Annotated in this window: 15 protein-coding genes; 1 reads left to right on the top strand and 14 read right to left on the bottom strand. The window is 63.1% G+C overall.

Features of this window, described 5'->3' with window-relative positions:
- Nucleotides 1-112: 112 nt before the first annotated feature.
- From lipA to leuS, 14 genes are all read right to left on the bottom strand, one after another.
- On the bottom strand, nucleotides 113-1,078 hold the full coding sequence (gene lipA, locus OKB81_RS14280) for a lipoyl synthase (RefSeq protein ID WP_109111910.1): 966 nt from the start codon (nucleotides 1,076-1,078) through the stop codon (nucleotides 113-115).
- 85 nt (nucleotides 1,079-1,163) lie between these two features.
- On the bottom strand, nucleotides 1,164-1,856 hold the full coding sequence (lipB, locus tag OKB81_RS14285) for a lipoyl(octanoyl) transferase LipB (protein ID WP_010673755.1): 693 nt from the start codon (nucleotides 1,854-1,856) through the stop codon (nucleotides 1,164-1,166).
- A 93-nt stretch (nucleotides 1,857-1,949) separates the two neighbouring features.
- A complete protein-coding gene (gene ybeD / locus OKB81_RS14290; protein ID WP_010673756.1) occupies nucleotides 1,950-2,213 on the bottom strand; it encodes a DUF493 family protein YbeD in 264 nt (87 codons plus the stop codon).
- Between the two features lie 279 nt (nucleotides 2,214-2,492).
- Nucleotides 2,493-3,722 (bottom strand): D-alanyl-D-alanine carboxypeptidase family protein, encoded by a 1,230-nt coding sequence (locus OKB81_RS14295; protein ID WP_160838704.1) that lies wholly within the window; start codon nucleotides 3,720-3,722, stop codon nucleotides 2,493-2,495.
- Nucleotides 3,723-3,887: 165 nt separating this feature from the next.
- Nucleotides 3,888-4,817: a septal ring lytic transglycosylase RlpA family protein gene (locus tag OKB81_RS14300; protein ID WP_160838702.1), complete on the bottom strand. Its 930-nt coding sequence runs from the start codon at nucleotides 4,815-4,817 to the stop codon at nucleotides 3,888-3,890.
- Nucleotides 4,759-5,757 (bottom strand): lytic murein transglycosylase B, encoded by a 999-nt coding sequence (gene mltB, locus OKB81_RS14305; protein ID WP_104455451.1) that lies wholly within the window; start codon nucleotides 5,755-5,757, stop codon nucleotides 4,759-4,761. The genes OKB81_RS14300 and mltB overlap by 59 nt, the downstream gene beginning before the upstream one ends.
- Complete coding sequence (gene rodA, locus OKB81_RS14310; RefSeq protein ID WP_010673760.1) at nucleotides 5,757-6,860, bottom strand: rod shape-determining protein RodA; 1,104 nt, start codon at nucleotides 6,858-6,860, stop codon at nucleotides 5,757-5,759. The genes mltB and rodA overlap by 1 nt, the downstream gene beginning before the upstream one ends.
- Nucleotides 6,857-8,770: a penicillin-binding protein 2 gene (mrdA, locus tag OKB81_RS14315; RefSeq protein ID WP_270666704.1), complete on the bottom strand. Its 1,914-nt coding sequence runs from the start codon at nucleotides 8,768-8,770 to the stop codon at nucleotides 6,857-6,859. The genes rodA and mrdA overlap by 4 nt, the downstream gene beginning before the upstream one ends.
- A 64-nt stretch (nucleotides 8,771-8,834) precedes the next feature.
- Nucleotides 8,835-9,302, bottom strand: coding sequence for a 23S rRNA (pseudouridine(1915)-N(3))-methyltransferase RlmH (gene rlmH, locus OKB81_RS14320; protein ID WP_005298242.1), 468 nt, complete (start codon nucleotides 9,300-9,302; stop codon nucleotides 8,835-8,837).
- Between the two features lie 21 nt (nucleotides 9,303-9,323).
- The gene (gene rsfS / locus OKB81_RS14325; RefSeq protein ID WP_010673762.1) at nucleotides 9,324-9,665 is read right to left on the bottom strand and encodes a ribosome silencing factor; all 342 of its coding nucleotides are present in this window, start codon (nucleotides 9,663-9,665) and stop codon (nucleotides 9,324-9,326) included.
- A 212-nt stretch (nucleotides 9,666-9,877) separates the two neighbouring features.
- Nucleotides 9,878-10,531 (bottom strand): nicotinate-nucleotide adenylyltransferase, encoded by a 654-nt coding sequence (nadD, locus tag OKB81_RS14330; protein ID WP_160838700.1) that lies wholly within the window; start codon nucleotides 10,529-10,531, stop codon nucleotides 9,878-9,880.
- Entirely contained in the window at nucleotides 10,525-11,559 is a 1,035-nt protein-coding gene (holA, locus tag OKB81_RS14335; protein ID WP_160838698.1) for a DNA polymerase III subunit delta, read from the bottom strand. The genes nadD and holA overlap by 7 nt, the downstream gene beginning before the upstream one ends.
- A 27-nt stretch (nucleotides 11,560-11,586) precedes the next feature.
- The gene (locus tag OKB81_RS14340) at nucleotides 11,587-12,069 is read right to left on the bottom strand and encodes an LPS-assembly lipoprotein LptE (RefSeq protein ID WP_270805288.1); all 483 of its coding nucleotides are present in this window, start codon (nucleotides 12,067-12,069) and stop codon (nucleotides 11,587-11,589) included.
- 112 nt (nucleotides 12,070-12,181) lie between these two features.
- Nucleotides 12,182-14,758 carry a leucine--tRNA ligase gene (gene leuS / locus OKB81_RS14345; protein WP_160838696.1) on the bottom strand — a complete coding sequence of 859 codons (2,577 nt, stop codon included), beginning with the start codon at nucleotides 14,756-14,758 and terminating at the stop codon, nucleotides 12,182-12,184.
- A 251-nt stretch (nucleotides 14,759-15,009) separates the two neighbouring features.
- On the opposite strand from leuS, the gene OKB81_RS14350 reads away from it, so the two are divergent.
- A complete protein-coding gene (locus OKB81_RS14350; RefSeq protein WP_160838694.1) occupies nucleotides 15,010-15,498 on the top strand; it encodes a zinc ribbon-containing protein in 489 nt (162 codons plus the stop codon).
- The last annotated feature ends 133 nt before the right edge of the window (nucleotides 15,499-15,631 follow it).

The following is a 15,631-nucleotide window of genomic DNA, read 5'->3' on the forward strand; positions in this document are numbered from 1 at the left end:
ACCCAACAAGGAGTTTCGGATTCTTACACAGCCTGAGGATCGGTCAATGGATCCTTAACTGATCGGCATTACGCCCAGGGGCGCTCTTTTTTCTGCCAGCAGGAAAAGAGGCTTATTTGACCTCTTCCCCCTTGGCTTGCAGGTCTGCGTGGTAGGAGGAACGCACGAAGGGACCGCAGGCGGCGTGGCTGAAGCCGAGCTCCATGGCGACATCCTTGAGTTCGTCGAACTCTGCGGGCGGCACATAGCGCTTCACCGGCAGGTGGTGGCGGCTCGGTTGCAGATACTGGCCCAGGGTCAGCATGTTGACGCCGTGCTCGCGCAGATCCTTGAGCACCTCGACGATCTCCTCGTTGGTCTCGCCAAGGCCCATCATCAGACCGGACTTGGTCGGCACGTGGGGGTGCATTTCCTTGATGCGGCGCAGCAGCTCCAGAGACCACTTGTAGTCGGCGCCCGGACGGGCGACCCGGTACATGCGCGGGGCGGTTTCCAGGTTGTGGTTGAAGACGTCAGGCGGGGTCTCGCGGAACACCTCCAGCGCCTGCTCCATCCGGCCACGGAAGTCCGGGGTCAGGATCTCGATGCGGGTCTGGGGGCTGTGCTCGCGGATCTCGCGGATGCAGTCGGCGAAGTGCTGGGCACCGCCGTCCCGCAGATCGTCGCGGTCCACCGAGGTGATCACCACGTACTTGAGGTTCATCTCCTTGATGGTGAGTGCCAGCTTCTTCGGTTCCTCCGGATCCAGCGGCAACGGACGGCCGTGGGCCACGTCGCAGAAGGGGCATCGGCGGGTACAGATGGCGCCCATGATCATGAAGGTCGCGGTGCCGTGGTTGAAGCACTCCGCCAGGTTGGGGCAGGAAGCCTCTTCACACACAGAGTGCAGCTTGTTCTTGCGCAGGGTGCTCTTGATGTGCTCGATCTTCTGGCTCGACGGCGGCAGCTTGATCCGCATCCACTCCGGCTTGCGCAGCACTTCCTCGTTGGGATCCGGCATGAATTTCACCGGGATCAGGGCCATCTTGTCGCCATCGCGCAGCTTGACGCCCGGCTCCATACGAACGGGTTTGCTCATGATTCACTCTCGGTGTTTGTTATTGTCTGGTTGATAGCCACCAGGGTCATCTCTGTGCCCTCATGGCCAGGCAGCATGGGCTTGCTCATGCCGCCTCTTCGGTATTCGTGATCTCTTGGTAGCCAATCAGGCGGGCCAGCTCCGTCACCAGCAGGGACTGTGCCTCGGCGACGCTCTGCGGGCCGCCCAGGGCGCTGGTCTGGGTCATGGCCATACCCGCATAGCCGCACGGATTGATGCGCAGGAAGGGGGTCATGTCCATGTTGACGTTGAGAGCCAACCCGTGGAACGAGCACCCCTTGCGAATGCGCAAGCCCAGGGACGCCAGCTTGGCCTCCATGCCCAGATCGCTCTTCACGTAGACGCCCGGGGCATCGGCCTTGGCGTAGGCCTCGATATTGCTTTTGGCGAGCGTGTTGATGATGGCGGTTTCGAGGCAGGTCACCAGCTCCCGTACAGAGAGCTTGCTGCGGCGCACATCCACCAGCACGTAGAGCACCAGCTGGCCCGGGCCGTGATAGGTCACCTGGCCACCGCGATCACTCTGCACCACCGGGATGTTGCCGGGGGCGAGCAGGTGTTCGGCCTTGCCGGCCTGACCCTGGGTGTAGACGGGGTCATGCTCCACCACCCAGAACTCGTCCGGGGTGTCGGGGGTGCGATTGTCGGTGAACGCCTTCATGGCGTCCCACACCGGCTGGTAGGGGCGACGGCCCAGCTGTCTGACGAGCAGTTGGCCGGCTGACGGTTGTGGCTCGGCGGGCGTTTCGAGTGACATCTTTCCTCACTGGCGGCGCGGTGTCGGTACGGTCGCCGCTGCGACCGGGCGGCAAATAATCAGTCGCCCCGGTGGCGGGGCGAGAGAGGCAACTTACAGGACGTAACGAACCAGCTCGATCTTGCCAAGGGCGGTATACATGGCCTCGATGTGTTCCTTGCTCTGGGCGGTGACCGTCACCCGTACCGAGTGATAGTTGCCCTTGGAGCTCGGTTGAACGGTCGGGCTGTAGGTGCCGGGAGCATGTTGCTGCAGCACTTCCACCACCATGTCGGGCAGGGCGGGATCGGCCACGCCAAGCACCTTGAACGGGAACTTGCAGGGGAACTCCAGCAGTTCATCAAACTTGGTATTCATCTACTTCACCTTTCTGGGTCGCCGGGAAGCGACGTCATCTTTACGTCTTTGAGGGCCGCCGAAACGGTCCCCTCATCTGCCCCCAGGGGGCAGTTCCCAGTCTATATGGGCATGAGCCGCCTCGGGATCAAGACCCGGCGGTGCGGCAAGACGTGGAAATGCTGCTTTTTACCACAAATCGTCAGTCGGCGGAACCTGCAGATTACAGGGTTATTGACTGGACAGACCGCAAAAGACAGCAGCGGCGCCTGTTGGCGCCGCTGCTTGAGGAAGGGTCTGTTACTTGAACCAGCTGGAGACCAGCATCACCAGGTAATCCCACAGGCGGCTCATCAGGCCACCTTCCTGCACCTCTTCCAGGGCAACCAGGGGAACCTGCTTGATCTCCTTGTCCCCTTGCTTGAGGTACACGGTGCCGACGCGCTGGCCCTTGGCCAGGGGCGCCTTCAGCTCGCTTTCCAGCTGGAAGTCTGCCTTGAGGTTGTTGCCCTGGCCACGGGTGACCAGCACGGAGACGTCCTTGTCGACCCCCAGCTTCACTTCCGGCTTGTCGCCCATCCAGAGCTTCTGGGTGACCAGTTCGGTGCCCGCCTTGTAGGGGGTCAGGCTTTGGAAGAAGCGGAAGCCGTAGGTGAGCAGCTTCTTGCTCTCGGCGGCGCGGGAAGCCTCGCTGTTTGCCCCCATGACCACGGCGATCAGGCGCATGCCTTCGTTGTTGGTGGCGGAAGAGACCAGGTTGTAGCCGACCTGGCTGACGTGACCTGTCTTGATGCCGTCAACCTGCAGGGATTGGTCCCACAGCAGGCGGTTGCGGTTGTGCTGGGTGATGCCGTTGAACACGAAGGACTTCTGGGAGTAGATCTTGTACTCCTCCGGCTGATCGTGGATCAGGGCCTGACCCAGGCGGGCCATGTCGCGGGCGGTACTGTAGTGGCCCTCTTCATCCAGGCCGTGGGGGTTCTTGAACTGGGAGTCCTTCATGCCGAGCTTGGTGGCCCAGGCGTTCATCAGGCTGGCAAAGGAGTCGGTGCTGCCCGCCAGGTGCTCGGCCATGGCGACACAGGCGTCGTTGCCGGACTGGATGATGATGCCCTTGTTGAGATCATCGACGGAGACCTGCTTGCCCACCTCGATGAACATCTTGGAGGAGTCGGAGTAGTTCTTGGACCAAGCGTTCTGGCTGATGGTCACCATGTCGGTGCCCTTGATGTTCCCTTTGTGCAGCTCGTCGCCGACGATGTAGGAGGTCATCATCTTGGTCAGGCTGGCGGGGGGCAGACGCTCGTCGGCGTTCTGCTCGGCCAGCACCTGGCCCGAGAAGTAGTCGATCAGGATGTGGGCCTTGGCGGAGATCTCGGGCGCGGCAGGCACCACCATGGGGGCGCTGTTCAAAGTGGGGACCGGCTGGGCACTCGGCAGGGCCGAATCCGGGGTCGGAACAGGCTGGTTGGCCTGAGCGGTGGCGCTTAACAGGGAGGCCAGAATAACGGAGCGGGCAAATTTGGACATCTTGAAATACCTGGTGCCTGGATGGGATGTACCCAAGTTGAAAAAAAGCGGCCCCCACTATACCAGATGTGCGTGTCGGTCATAGTCCGAGATGCGACCTGGACGGGATTTTATGGGATGGTCCCCAACCTCGCGTCGTATCCCGGCGCGAGGTCGGGGCGGGTATCAGGGCACGATGAAGGCCTGCTCCAACCCACCCTGGCGGATCTGCTCGAGCAGGGGGGCCTGCTTGTCGCTGGCCACGGGCCCGAGCAGGACGCGGAAGACGGCGCCGTGCGCCACCACCTGGTACGGCACGCCATAGCGCTGGGTCATCACCTTGCCCATGGCCTCCGCCCGCGCCTGCGAGCCGCTGGCAAGCACCTGGATCATCTTGCCCTGGGTCGCACCGGCCTTGGGAGGGGAGACGGTGGTGGTCGCCGTGGCGGCAGGAGCAGGAGCAGGGGCGGCCTTGGCCGGTGCCGTGGGGGCCGGCGCCTCGTTCACGAAGGAATTGGCTGCTGGCGCCGCAGGCTCCATGGGCGTCATCGGGGTCATGGGCACCATCTCCACCATCTGATCCGGCTGATCGGTGATGAGTTCGAGGCGCACCCGGGCCTCACCCCCTTCCACCATCTCCAGTTGCGCGGCGGCGGCGTGAGAGAGATCGATGAGGCGATCGCTGCCGAAGGGGCCGCGATCATTGACGCGTACTATGGTCTCCAGACCGTTGTCCAGATTGGTGACCCGCACGTAGCTTGGCAGGGGCAGGTTGCGGTGGGCGGCGCTGAACAGGGTGCTGTCCTGCACGTCGCCGTTGGCAGTCTTGTTGCCGTCCAGATCCCGGGAGAGCCAGCTGGCAGTGCCTTCCTCGCTGTAGTGCTTGATGTCGCGCCACACCTCAAACTTCTGCTTTCCGATCCAGTAGTCCCGGTTGCCGCTCTCGCTCATGGGTTCGGGGCGGGGAATGGCGCCGGTCGCCTGGGGGATCTCGATGACCTGGGGCTTCTCCTGGGGGGCGGGCTCCGGGGGCAGCGGCTGGGGTTCGGGTTGGCTGCTACAGGCGGCCAGCAACAAGGTCAGGCTGAGGGGAAGAAGTTTGTGGCTGTAATGCATAAGCGTCCTGGATTGCTTGACTGAGTTGATGCACCGCCATCGCATAGAGAGGGCTGCGATTGTAGCGGGTGATCACGTAAAAATTGTGGCGCGCGACCCAGTATTCCGGTCCTTCGGCCTGCTCCATCGCCAGCAGTTTTACCGGTGTCTCGGGTGACGGCGGTGTGGCGACTTCAATGCCCGCAGCGGCCAGCTCTGCCCAGCGGTGCCTTAGCTCGGGCTCGGGTGCAAGCAGGGTACCTACTGGCGCCAATCCGATCAAGGCGGGCTCCACCACCGGCTCGCCCCAGCGCCAGTGGTGCAGGGCGAAGTAGTTGGCCACGCTGCCGATGGCATCTGCCGGGTTGGCGAAGAGATCCCGCTTGCCGTCTCCGTCGAAGTCGACCGCGTAGTGGCGGTAGCTGGAGGGCATGAACTGGCCCATGCCCATGGCGCCGGCATAGGAGCCCTTGAGATTGGTGAGCGGCCACTTCTCTTCCCGGGCAAGCAGCACCAGCTGGGCAAACTCCTTGGCGAAGAAATCCGCCCGTTCGGGGTAGTGGAATCCCAGGGTGTAAAGGCTGTCGAGCACCGGGTGGCGCCCCATCTGTCGACCGTAAAAGGTCTCGATGCCGATGATGGCGACGATGAGGGAGGCGGGGACCTGGTAGGTCTGCTCGGCCCGTGCCAGGGTGGCGGCATGGCGCTGCCAGAATCCCACTCCGTCCCGGATGCGCTCCGGGGTGACGAACAGCGGCCTGTAGCGGTGCCAGGGCTTGGCTTCCCAGGGGCGGCGGATGGTGTCCAGCACCTCCTGGCGCAGGCTGGCCTGGGCGGCGGCGGCCTGCAACTCTGCCAGCGGCACCTGCTGCTGCTCGGCCAGCAGGCTGAGCCGGGCCGGCGAGACGGCAGCACTCGCCGTCAGGGTGCACAGAGATAGAGCCAGCCAGCCGAGCCGCATCAGGCGAGCAGCCGCCTGTGGGTCTGGATGGACATCAGAACGCCGAAGCCCGCCATCAGGGTCACCATGGAGGTGCCGCCGTAGCTCACCAGTGGCAGGGGAACCCCTACCACCGGCAGGATGCCGCTTACCATGCCCATGTTGACGAACACATAGACGAAGAAGGTCAGGGTCAGGGCGCCCCCCAGCAGGCGTTCGAAGCTGTTCTGGGCCTGCATGGAGATAAACAGGCAGCGGCTGATGATGTAGAGGTAGATGACCAGCAAGAGGGCCACTCCCACCAGACCGAACTCCTCGCTGAAGACGGCGAAAATGAAGTCGGTGTGGCGCTCTGGCAGGAATTCGAGCTGTGACTGGGTGCCTTGCAGCCACCCCTTGCCGAACACGCCGCCGGAGCCGATCGCAATCTTGGACTGGATGATGTGATAGCCGCGACCGAGCGGGTCCTTCTCCGGGTCCAGCAGCATCAGCACCCGCTGGCGCTGGTAGTCGTGCATCAGGAAGAACCAGAGTACCGGCATGAAGGCGCAGATGAGCAAGACCGCGAGCCCGATGAGCCACCAGCTGATCCCCGCCAGGAAGATGACGAAGAAGCCGGAAGCGGCCACCAGGATGGAGGTGCCGAGATCGGGTTGGGCCGCGATCAGCAGGGTGGGCAGCAGCACCATCACCAGGGCGATCATCACATGGCTGAACTTTGGCGGCAGGGAGTGCCGGCTGAGCCAGGCGGCCACCATGATGGGCATGGAGAGTTTCATCACCTCGGAGGGTTGGAACTTCATGAAGCCGAGATCGAGCCAGCGCTGGGCCCCCTTGCCGATATGGCCGAACACGTCCACCGCGATGAGCAGCAGCACCACCACCGCAAACAGGGGCACCGACCAGCGGGCATAGAGGGAGGGCGGCAGCTGGGCCATGCCGATCATCAGACCGAAGGCCAGGGCGCCGCGCACCAGCTGGCGCACGATGGAGTCGAGATCCTGGCCCGAGGCGGAGTAGAGCACCACCATGGAGAGGGCCATCAGGGTCAGCAGGCCGAGCAGCAGCGGCAGGTCGATGTGCAGCTTGTACCAGATGCTCTGCTGGCGGGCAGAATTACTCATTGGGAAACGACCTCACTCGGTTGGGACGGCTTTTCCGGTGCCGGTGGCAACTGGGGTTCCGGCGGGAGCAGATAGGCATCCAGCATGTGGCGGGCGACCGGTGCCGCCATGGCGCTGCCGCCCCCGGCGTTCTCCAGCACCAGGGCGACGACCGCCTTGGGTGCCTCGAAGGGGGCGAAGGCGACGAACAGGGCGTTGTCGCGGTGCTCCACCTTGGTGGTGGCCGCGTTGTAGACCTGGTTCTCCTTGAGGCCCACCACCTGGGCGGTGCCGGACTTGCCCGCCGCCTTGTAGGGGGTATTGGCGAAGGCGCGGCGCCCCGTCCCTTCGTGGCCGTTGATGACGCGCCACATGCCGTCCTTGGCCACCTGCCAGTAGGTATCGCTCTTGGCGGCGATGGCCACGTTCGGGTTGATGGGGGCGTTGACCACGCCATCGGAGGAGGCGGTGCTCTTGAGCAGGTGCGGCGTCACGTCGTGACCGTTCTGGGTCAGTATGCTGATGGCCTTGGCGAGCTGGATCGGGGTGGCGCTCCAGTAGCCCTGGCCGATGCCGATGGAGATGGTGTCCCCCTGGTACCAGGGTTGACGCCAGCGGGCCATCTTCCAGTCCCGGGAGGGCATGACGCCCCGGGTCTCTTCATAGAGGTCCACGCCGCTGTACTGGCCGAAGCCGAACTTGGTCATGTAGCTGTTGATCTTGTCGATGCCGACCCGGTAGGCGAGATCGTAGAAATAGGTATCCGCCGAGACCTCGATGGCGCGATAGACGTCGAGCCAGCCGTGGCCCCAGCGGCGCCAGTCCCGGAACTTCTTGGTGGTGCCCGGGATGGAGAAGCTGGGCCCGCCGAAGTAGCGGTAATTGGGGGTGATCGCCCCCTCGTTGAGCCCCATCACCGCCATCATGGGCTTGACGGTGGAGCCGGGGGCATAGATGCCCTGGGTGGTGCGGTTCACCAGCGGCCGGGCGGGATCGTTGAGCAGCGCCGAGTAGTTGGCGCTGGAGATGCCGGTCACGAACAGGTTGGGGTCGTAGCTCGGGCTCGACTCCATGGCCAGGATGGCGCCGGTGTTGGGCTCCATCATCACGATGGCGCCCCGGCGGCCGGCCAGCAGCTCCTGGGCCTTCAACTGCAGGCGGATGTCGATGTTGAGGTAGATGTCCTTGCCGGGCTCGGGGGGCTGGAATTTCAGGGTACGTACCACCCGGCCGCGGTTGTTCACCTCGACCTCCTGATAACCCGCCACGCCGTGCAGCTGATCCTCGTAGTACTTCTCCACCCCCTGTTTGCCGATGTCCTTGGTGGCGGCATAGTTGGCGAGCTTCTCCTCCTTCTCGAGGCGCTCCACGTCACGGGTGTTGATCTTGGCCACGTAGCCCAGGGCATGGGTCAGGGTGTCGCCGAACGGGTAGTAGCGCTTGAGGTAGGCCTCGATGCTGGCCCCCGGGTAGTTGTGCTGGTTGACCGAGAAGAGGGCGACCTGGTATTCGGTCAGCTTCTCGAACAGGGGCACGGGCTTGAAGCGGCGCTGACGCTTGACCTCGGCCAGGAACTTCTCCTTGGTCCCCTCCGGCAGGGCCAGCAGGGTGATGAGGTCGTCCGCGGTCTTCTCCAGGTTCTCGGTCTCTTCGGGCACGATCTCCAGGCTGTAGACCGGGCGGTTTTCCGCCAGCAGGACACCGTTGGCGTCGTAGATGAGGCCACGGGGCGGCGCCACCGGCACCACACGGATGCGGTTGTCGTTGGATCGGGTCTGATAGGTTTCGTAAGACTCTACTTGTAGGTAGTAGAGGTTAGCCAGCAGCACCAGCATGAGGGTGACCATGCCGATGTAGGCGACCAGGGTGCGCCGGAAGAACAGACGTCCCTCGGCACTGTGATCGCGCATTTCAATGCGATTCTTCAGCATGCCGTTACCTTGTGGCTGACGTGCGGGTGAGAGAGGAGAAATGCATGCTCAGGGTCGGCATGGGTCACTCTCTGTGATAAGGGTGATTGGTGGTGATGCTCCAGGCGCGATAGAGGCTCTCGGCCACGAGTACCCGCACCAGGGGATGGGGCAGGGTCAGGGGCGAGAGCGACCAGCTCTGCTCCGCAGCAGCCTTGCACTCGGGGGAGAGCCCCTCCGGGCCACCTACCAGCAGCGCCACATCCCTGCCATCCAGCTTCCAGGCTTCCAGTTGCACGGCGAGCTGCTCCGTGGTCCAGGGCTTGCCCGGAATGTCCAGAGTCACGATGCGGGAGCGGCCGGCGGCGGCCAGCATGGCTTCCCCTTCCTTTTGCAGGATGCGGGGAATGTCGGCATTCTTGCCGCGCTTGCCTGCGCCGATCTCGACCAGCTCGAACGGCATGTCTTTGGGGAAGCGGCGACGGTACTCTTCGAAGCCATGCTCTACCCAGGCAGGCATCTTGGTGCCCACGGCAATCAACTGGATCTTCATCTTTGGTTACGCTGTCGCCCTTTATTGCGAATTGACCTGGGCGGCGCCGCTCCAGAGTTTTTCCAGCTGGTAGAAGTCGCGGTACTCATCCTGCATCACGTGCACGATGACCGACCCCATGTCCACCAGCACCCACTCACCGGTGAGTTCCCCCTCCACGCTCAGCAGGTCGAGCCCCGCATGACGGGCCTCGCTGGCGAGGTTGTGGGCGATGGCACTGACGTGACGATTGGAGTTGCCGGAGCAGATGATCATGGTGTCCGTGATGCTGGATTTGCCGCGCACATCGAGGGTGATGATGTCGCGGCCTTTCATGTCATCGATCTTGTCGACGATAAAGGCGAGCAATTCTTGGCCTTGCAATGTCTTCTCCTATCTTCCGGCGCCAGAGGGCGGCGGATTATATCATGGTCACTCCCGTTTCCCAGCCTGGCAAAGGGAGCATCGCCCGGGGAGCCGTCCCGTGGGGGAGGGGCCCCTTGACGATCACTATAGTGTGCAACCCGGCCTGGCAATAGTCAGGGCCGGGCCCGGTGTGCCCGGACGTGTCGGCTGACCCGCCTGCGTGGCGCCGTTTACTGCGTTGCCGATGAGCGGTAGAGCCCGTGGCGCCGGATATAGTCGGCGACCGGGTTGGGCAGCAGGTATTTGGGATCCTGGCCTGCCGCGAGCAGGGCACGCAGGCGTGTGGCCGACAGCTCGACGGGCAGGTTGTCACAAAGCCAGACATGACCGTGGCGCTGGCGATGGAGATCCTGAATATCCCGGGTCTGGTGGCGGGCCAGCAGCTCGGCCACCTGGACGGGATAATCCGGTTGCCAGCCTGGGCGGCAGCTCACCACCAGATGGGCGTAATCGAGCAACTCCTGCCAGCGGTGCCAGCCCGGCAGGCCGAGCAGGGAATCCATCCCCATCAAAAAGCAGAGCGGGGTGTCCGGCAGCTCGCTCCTCAACTCGATAAGGGTGTCGATAGTCCAGGAGGGAGTGTCGCGCCTGAGCTCCCGCTCATCCACCACGAATCCCGGGTTGTCCGCCGCAGCCAGCGCGACCATGGCGAGCCGCTGCTCGCTGGAGCAGAGCGGATTGGCCCGGTGGGGCGGGATATGGTTCGGGAGCAGGCGCACCTCGGCCAGACCCAGGGCATCCCGTGCCTCGATGGCGGGCCTCAGGTGACCGATGTGAATGGGATCGAAGGTGCCGCCGAGGATCCCGATGGGCGGTGTCAGCATGATTCCGTCTCCAGCAGGGGGAGCGGGGTACCGTCACGAAAGCCGAGGGCGATGGTTTGCAGCATCAGCCAGGCTTGCTCGGTGTCGAAATGGCGCTGGGCATGGTCCAGCTGGGCCATCAGTTGCCAGAGCTGTCGGATCTTGGGGAAGGGAAGTCGGGTCAGCGCCTGCTGGATGAGCTGCTGGCGACTCTGCCAGATGCGCAGGCGGCTGAAATGCTCCACCAGGGGCTGTCCGGCGCGGGCGGCCAGCGCCAGCTCGGTGAGCTGCTCCAGTTCGCGGCACAGGGTCCAGGCCAGCATGCCGGGTTCGGTGCCCTCGGCGCGAAGGGCCAGCAGGATGCGCTGGGCCCGGTTCACCTTTCCTTCCAGCAGGGTATCGACGAGCTGGAAGGGAGTGAAGTGGGCGTGGCGGATGATGGTCTCCTGCAGATAGGCGACGCTGATGGGCTGGGGCGGCGAGAGCAGGGTCAGCTTCTCGATCTCCTGGCTCGCGGCCAGCAGGTTGCCCTCGTAGGCGTGGCACATGAAATTGACCGCATCCGGCAGTGCCTTGAGGCCGAAGCGCTGAAAGCGGGCGCTCATCCAGCGCGGGAAGAAGCGGGGCTCGGGGTGGTTGACCGGTACATAGGTGCCGCTCTGGCTCAGCTTGTCGAACCAGGACGCCTTCATTTGGGTCTGGTTGAGGCGATTGCCGCTCAGCACCAGCAGCAGGTCGGGGTGGAGCTGCTTGCCAATGTCGCTGATGCGGGCGGCGAGATCCTTGTCGATCTTTGCGGGCAGCTCCAGCTCGATGATCTGGCGGGCCGAGAACAGGCTCATGGCCTGGCAGGCATCGTAGACCTGGTTCCAGTCCAGCCCCTGTTCCACCACGAAGCTGTGGCGTTCATCGAAGCCCTGTTTGCGCGCTACCTGGCGCACGGCGTCGACGGCTTCCAGCTTGAGCAGGGGCTCGTCCCCGAAAATGAGATAGCAGGGCTTGAGCCCTGCCTTGAGGTGATCCGCAAACTGCTCGGGATAGACTCTCATCAACACCCTCTCATCAAGATACGCGCATCAGAACTTGACCTGACTGAGCTGGCGAATAACCAGGTTGGCGGCCTGTTCCTGCATCTCCTTGCCCAGCTGCTCCTGCTCGCGGGAGGAGGCGAGTGCCGCATCCGGCTTGTTCAGGAAGCTGCGGTTGAAGGTGATGGGGAAGACCTGGGTCGGTTTGCCCGGCATGACCACGGTGAACTGGGTGCTGTAACTCAGCAGGTATTCGCGGTCCTGGCCGATGGAGTCGACCGAGGCGACCTGGCTGCAGCTACGTACCCCGGCCAGGGTCAGCACCGGGATGCCCTCCTTGTCGGCGAGTTCGACGCCAGCGGCCTTGAGACGGGTGGTGACCAGTCGGTAGAAGTCGCTCTTGTTGTCACCGACCACTTTCATGGTCATCAGCTCGGGGGGAATGGCGGTGCCCCGCATCTGAAAACCGCAGGCCTGCAGAAGCAGCCCTGCCAGCACGATGGCCATCCAGCGCGTGAAGATGGTGCCCATAAAAAATCCTCTTTGCATGAAGGGAAGAGCGGCGGGCGCAGGGCCCGCCGTCATCATCCGTGTGTCGTCAGCCCCTGGCCCGGACTGTCGGCCGCCGCCAGGGGAGGCTTCATCAGTTGGCCACGATGTTGAGCAGTTTGCCCGGCACGTACACGACTTTGCGCACGGTCAGACCGTCGGTGAACTTCTGTACGGACGCATCGGCCATGGCCAGCTTCTCGACGTCGGCCTGGCTTATCTCGGCCGGCACGGTCAGCTTGCCGCGCATCTTGCCGTTGATCTGCACCACCACCAGCTTCTCGGTCTCGACCATGGCCGCTTCGTCAGCCACCGGCCAGGCCGCGACATCGATGTCCCCTTCCTTGCCCAGCATTTTCCACAGCTCGAAGCCGATGTGCGGGGTGATGGGGTAGAGCATGACCACGACCGCTTCCAGCGCTTCCTGCATCAGGGCGCGATCCTGAGCGTCACTGCCCAGTTTGGCCAGGTTGTTCATCAGCTCCATGATGGCGGCGATGGCGGTGTTGAAGGTCTGACGGCGACCCACATCGTCGCTCACCTTGGCGATGGTCTTGTGCAGCTCGCGGCGCACGGCTTTCTGGTCGCTGGTGAGGGCGGCGACGTCCAGTGCGGCAACGGCGCCACCGGATACGTGCTCGAAGGTGATGCGCCACAGGCGGCGCAGGAAGCGCTGGGCACCTTCCACGCCGGAGTCGGACCACTCCAGGGTCATCTCGGCCGGGGAGGCGAACATCATGAACAAACGGACGGTATCGGCGCCGTAACGCTCCACCATCAGCTGCGGGTCGATGCCGTTGTTCTTGGACTTGGACATCTTGGTCATGCCGGAGTGCATCACTTCACGACCCTCAAGGTCGACAGCCTTGGTGATGCGGCCCTTGTCGTCGCGCTCAACCTTGACGTCGAGGGGGCTGACCCAGACGTTGCCGCCCTTCTCATCCTTGTAGTAGAAGGCGTCGGCCAGCACCATGCCCTGGCAGAGCAGGCGCTTGAACGGCTCGTCGCTGTTCACGAGGCCCGCATCACGCAGCAGCTTGTGGAAGAAGCGGGCATAGAGCAGGTGCATACAGGCGTGCTCGATGCCGCCGATGTATTGATCCACCGGCAGCCAGTGGTTGGCAGCCGCCGGATCCAGCATGCCCTTGTCGTAGTCCGGGGAGCAGTAGCGGGCGTAGTACCAGGAGGACTCCATGAAGGTGTCGAAGGTATCGGTCTCGCGGAACGCTTCCTGGCCGTTGTAGGTGGTCTTTGCCCACTCGGCGTCGGCCTTGATGGGGCTCTGGATACCGTCCATCACCACGTCTTCCGGCAGCAGAACCGGCAGCTGATCTTCCGGGGTCGGCACCACGGTACCGTCGGCCAGGGTCAGCATGGGGATGGGGGCGCCCCAGTAGCGCTGACGGGAAACCCCCCAGTCGCGCAGACGGTAGTTGACGGTGCGCTTGCCCTTGCCGAGCCCTTCCAGCTTGTTGGCGATGGCATCGAAGGCACCCTGGAAGTCGAGGCCGTCGAACTCGCCGGAGTTGAACAGCACGCCCTTCTCGGTATAAGCCGCTTCGCTCACGTCGACGTCACCATCAATCGGCTTGATGACAGGCTTGATCTCGAGGCCGTACTTGGTGGCGAATTCGTGATCACGCAGGTCGTGACCCGGAACCGCCATCACGGCGCCGGTGCCGTAGTTCATCAGCACGAAGTTGGCGACCCAGACCGGCACCTTGCGGCCATCCAGCGGGTGAATGGCGTAGAGGCCGGTGGCCATGCCCTTCTTCTCCATGGTGGCCAGTTCAGCTTCGGCTACCTTGGTGTTCTTGCACTCTTCGATGAAGGCGGCCAGCTCCGGATTGTTCTGGGCTGCTTGCAGCGCCAGCGGGTGACCGGCAGCGATACCGACATAGGTGACGCCCATGAAGGTGTCCGGACGTGTGGTGTAGACCTCCAGCTGCTCGGTCTGACCGTCGATATTGAAGCTGATGTTGACCCCTTCGGAGCGGCCAATCCAGTTGCGCTGCATGGTCTTGACCATTTCCGGCCAGCCTTCCAGATTGTCGATGTCGTTCAACAGCTCTTCGGCGTAGTCGGTGATCTTGATGAACCACTGGGGGATCTCTTTCTGTTCCACCGGGGTATCACAGCGCCAGCAGCAGTTGTCCACTACCTGCTCGTTGGCGAGCACCGTCATGTCGTTCGGGCACCAGTTGACGGAGGAAGTCTTCTTGTAGACCAGGCCCTTCTCGTAGAGCTTGGTGAAGAACCACTGCTCCCAGCGGTAGTAGTCCGGCTTGCAGGTGGCCAGCTCCCGATCCCAGTCATAACCCAGACCCAGCATCTTCAGCTGGTTCTTCATGTATTCGATGTTTTCGTAGGTCCAGGGGGCCGGCGCCGTGTTGTTCTTGATGGCGGCGTTTTCTGCCGGCAGGCCGAAGGCGTCCCAACCGATGGGTTGCAGCACGTTCTTGCCATTGAGCCGTTGATAACGGGAGATCACATCACCTATGGTGTAGTTGCGAACGTGCCCCATGTGTAGACGACCAGACGGATAGGGGAACATGGAGAGGCAGTAGAACTTTTCCTTGTCTACTTTCTCCACCGCCTTGAAGGTTTTCTTGGCATCCCAGTGCTTCTGCACTGCTGGTTCTATGGATTGGGGAACGTATTGCTCTTGCATTGGTGACATCCGGATCTGTGAAATGAATAGATAAAACGGCTGGGAAATCCCGATAGAATACCCATATCCTGCGGCGGCAACAACCGCCAGCATCCGCCCGGTCTCGGGCCAGGTCCGGTACCCGCGAGGATTTGCAAAGCCGCAAGAGCCGCGAGAGTCGCAACGAAGTGAGAATGGCAACCGCCGCCCGTATCCGCCGAGCCCGAGGTCAGGGTCTGGCTCGATCGGGATTCAGCAGAGGAGTGATGGCCATGGACAAACGTCGACAAGGGTATGAAGCCTTTATCGCTCAGCTCAAGAAGCAGTGGGAAGAGACGGAAGCGTTTCAGGGAGAGCGCCTCAACCGGATGATCGCCAAGGTGCAGGCCTATCTGGAGGCGGCCGGGGATCTGACCCAGGACGAGCTGGCGCTGATCGCCGAGTATGTGAAGCGGGATCTGGGCAACTATGACGAGGGGCGCAAGGATGAGCAGGTGGAGGAGTCCGCCTTCATGCTGGCGCTCAAGGACACCGCCTGGTCCTGGCTGGCGGACGTGACCGACCGCACCCAGGTGGAGTGGCAGGAGTTGGCGGACGAGCTGGAACACAAGGGGGTCTACCGGGCGGGGGACTGGGTGGGACTCGGGGTGCTGGTGTGCGATCACTGCGAGTGGCGCCATACCGTGCTGCACCCGGAGCAGCTTGCCACCTGCCCCGAGTGCGGGGCCGATGAATATCATCGCGAGCCGCTGTCTCCTTGAGCCGCCAGACTGTGCCAAGCCATAAGCCAAACCATAAAAAGAGGCGCCCAAGGGCCCTAATGCCAGTCAGTTAAGCCTGACTGGCATTGTTTTTACTAGGTTTTCTCGTCGCATACTTCTGTGGTTTGGCTTT

The sequence above is a fragment of the Aeromonas sp. QDB56 genome (genome assembly GCF_027705505.1).
Classification (GTDB): domain Bacteria; phylum Pseudomonadota; class Gammaproteobacteria; order Enterobacterales; family Aeromonadaceae; genus Aeromonas; species Aeromonas caviae.

Excerpts from the sequence above, each read along its gene's own strand:
- lipA (WP_109111910.1), bottom strand. The coding sequence starts at position 1,078 with ATGAGCAAACCCGTTCGTATGGAGCCGGGCGTCAAGCTGCGCGATGGC.
- lipB (WP_010673755.1), bottom strand. The coding sequence starts at position 1,856 with ATGTCACTCGAAACGCCCGCCGAGCCACAACCGTCAGCCGGCCAACTG.
- ybeD (WP_010673756.1), bottom strand. The coding sequence starts at position 2,213 with ATGAATACCAAGTTTGATGAACTGCTGGAGTTCCCCTGCAAGTTCCCG.
- OKB81_RS14295 (WP_160838704.1), bottom strand. The coding sequence starts at position 3,722 with ATGTCCAAATTTGCCCGCTCCGTTATTCTGGCCTCCCTGTTAAGCGCC.
- OKB81_RS14300 (WP_160838702.1), bottom strand. The coding sequence starts at position 4,817 with ATGCATTACAGCCACAAACTTCTTCCCCTCAGCCTGACCTTGTTGCTG.
- mltB (WP_104455451.1), bottom strand. The coding sequence starts at position 5,757 with ATGCGGCTCGGCTGGCTGGCTCTATCTCTGTGCACCCTGACGGCGAGT.
- rodA (WP_010673760.1), bottom strand. The coding sequence starts at position 6,860 with ATGAGTAATTCTGCCCGCCAGCAGAGCATCTGGTACAAGCTGCACATC.
- mrdA (WP_270666704.1), bottom strand. The coding sequence starts at position 8,770 with ATGCTGAAGAATCGCATTGAAATGCGCGATCACAGTGCCGAGGGACGT.
- rlmH (WP_005298242.1), bottom strand. The coding sequence starts at position 9,302 with ATGAAGATCCAGTTGATTGCCGTGGGCACCAAGATGCCTGCCTGGGTA.
- nadD (WP_160838700.1), bottom strand. The coding sequence starts at position 10,531 with ATGCTGACACCGCCCATCGGGATCCTCGGCGGCACCTTCGATCCCATT.
- holA (WP_160838698.1), bottom strand. The coding sequence starts at position 11,559 with ATGAGAGTCTATCCCGAGCAGTTTGCGGATCACCTCAAGGCAGGGCTC.
- OKB81_RS14340 (WP_270805288.1), bottom strand. The coding sequence starts at position 12,069 with ATGGGCACCATCTTCACGCGCTGGATGGCCATCGTGCTGGCAGGGCTG.
- leuS (WP_160838696.1), bottom strand. The coding sequence starts at position 14,758 with ATGCAAGAGCAATACGTTCCCCAATCCATAGAACCAGCAGTGCAGAAG.
- OKB81_RS14350 (WP_160838694.1), top strand. The coding sequence starts at position 15,010 with ATGGACAAACGTCGACAAGGGTATGAAGCCTTTATCGCTCAGCTCAAG.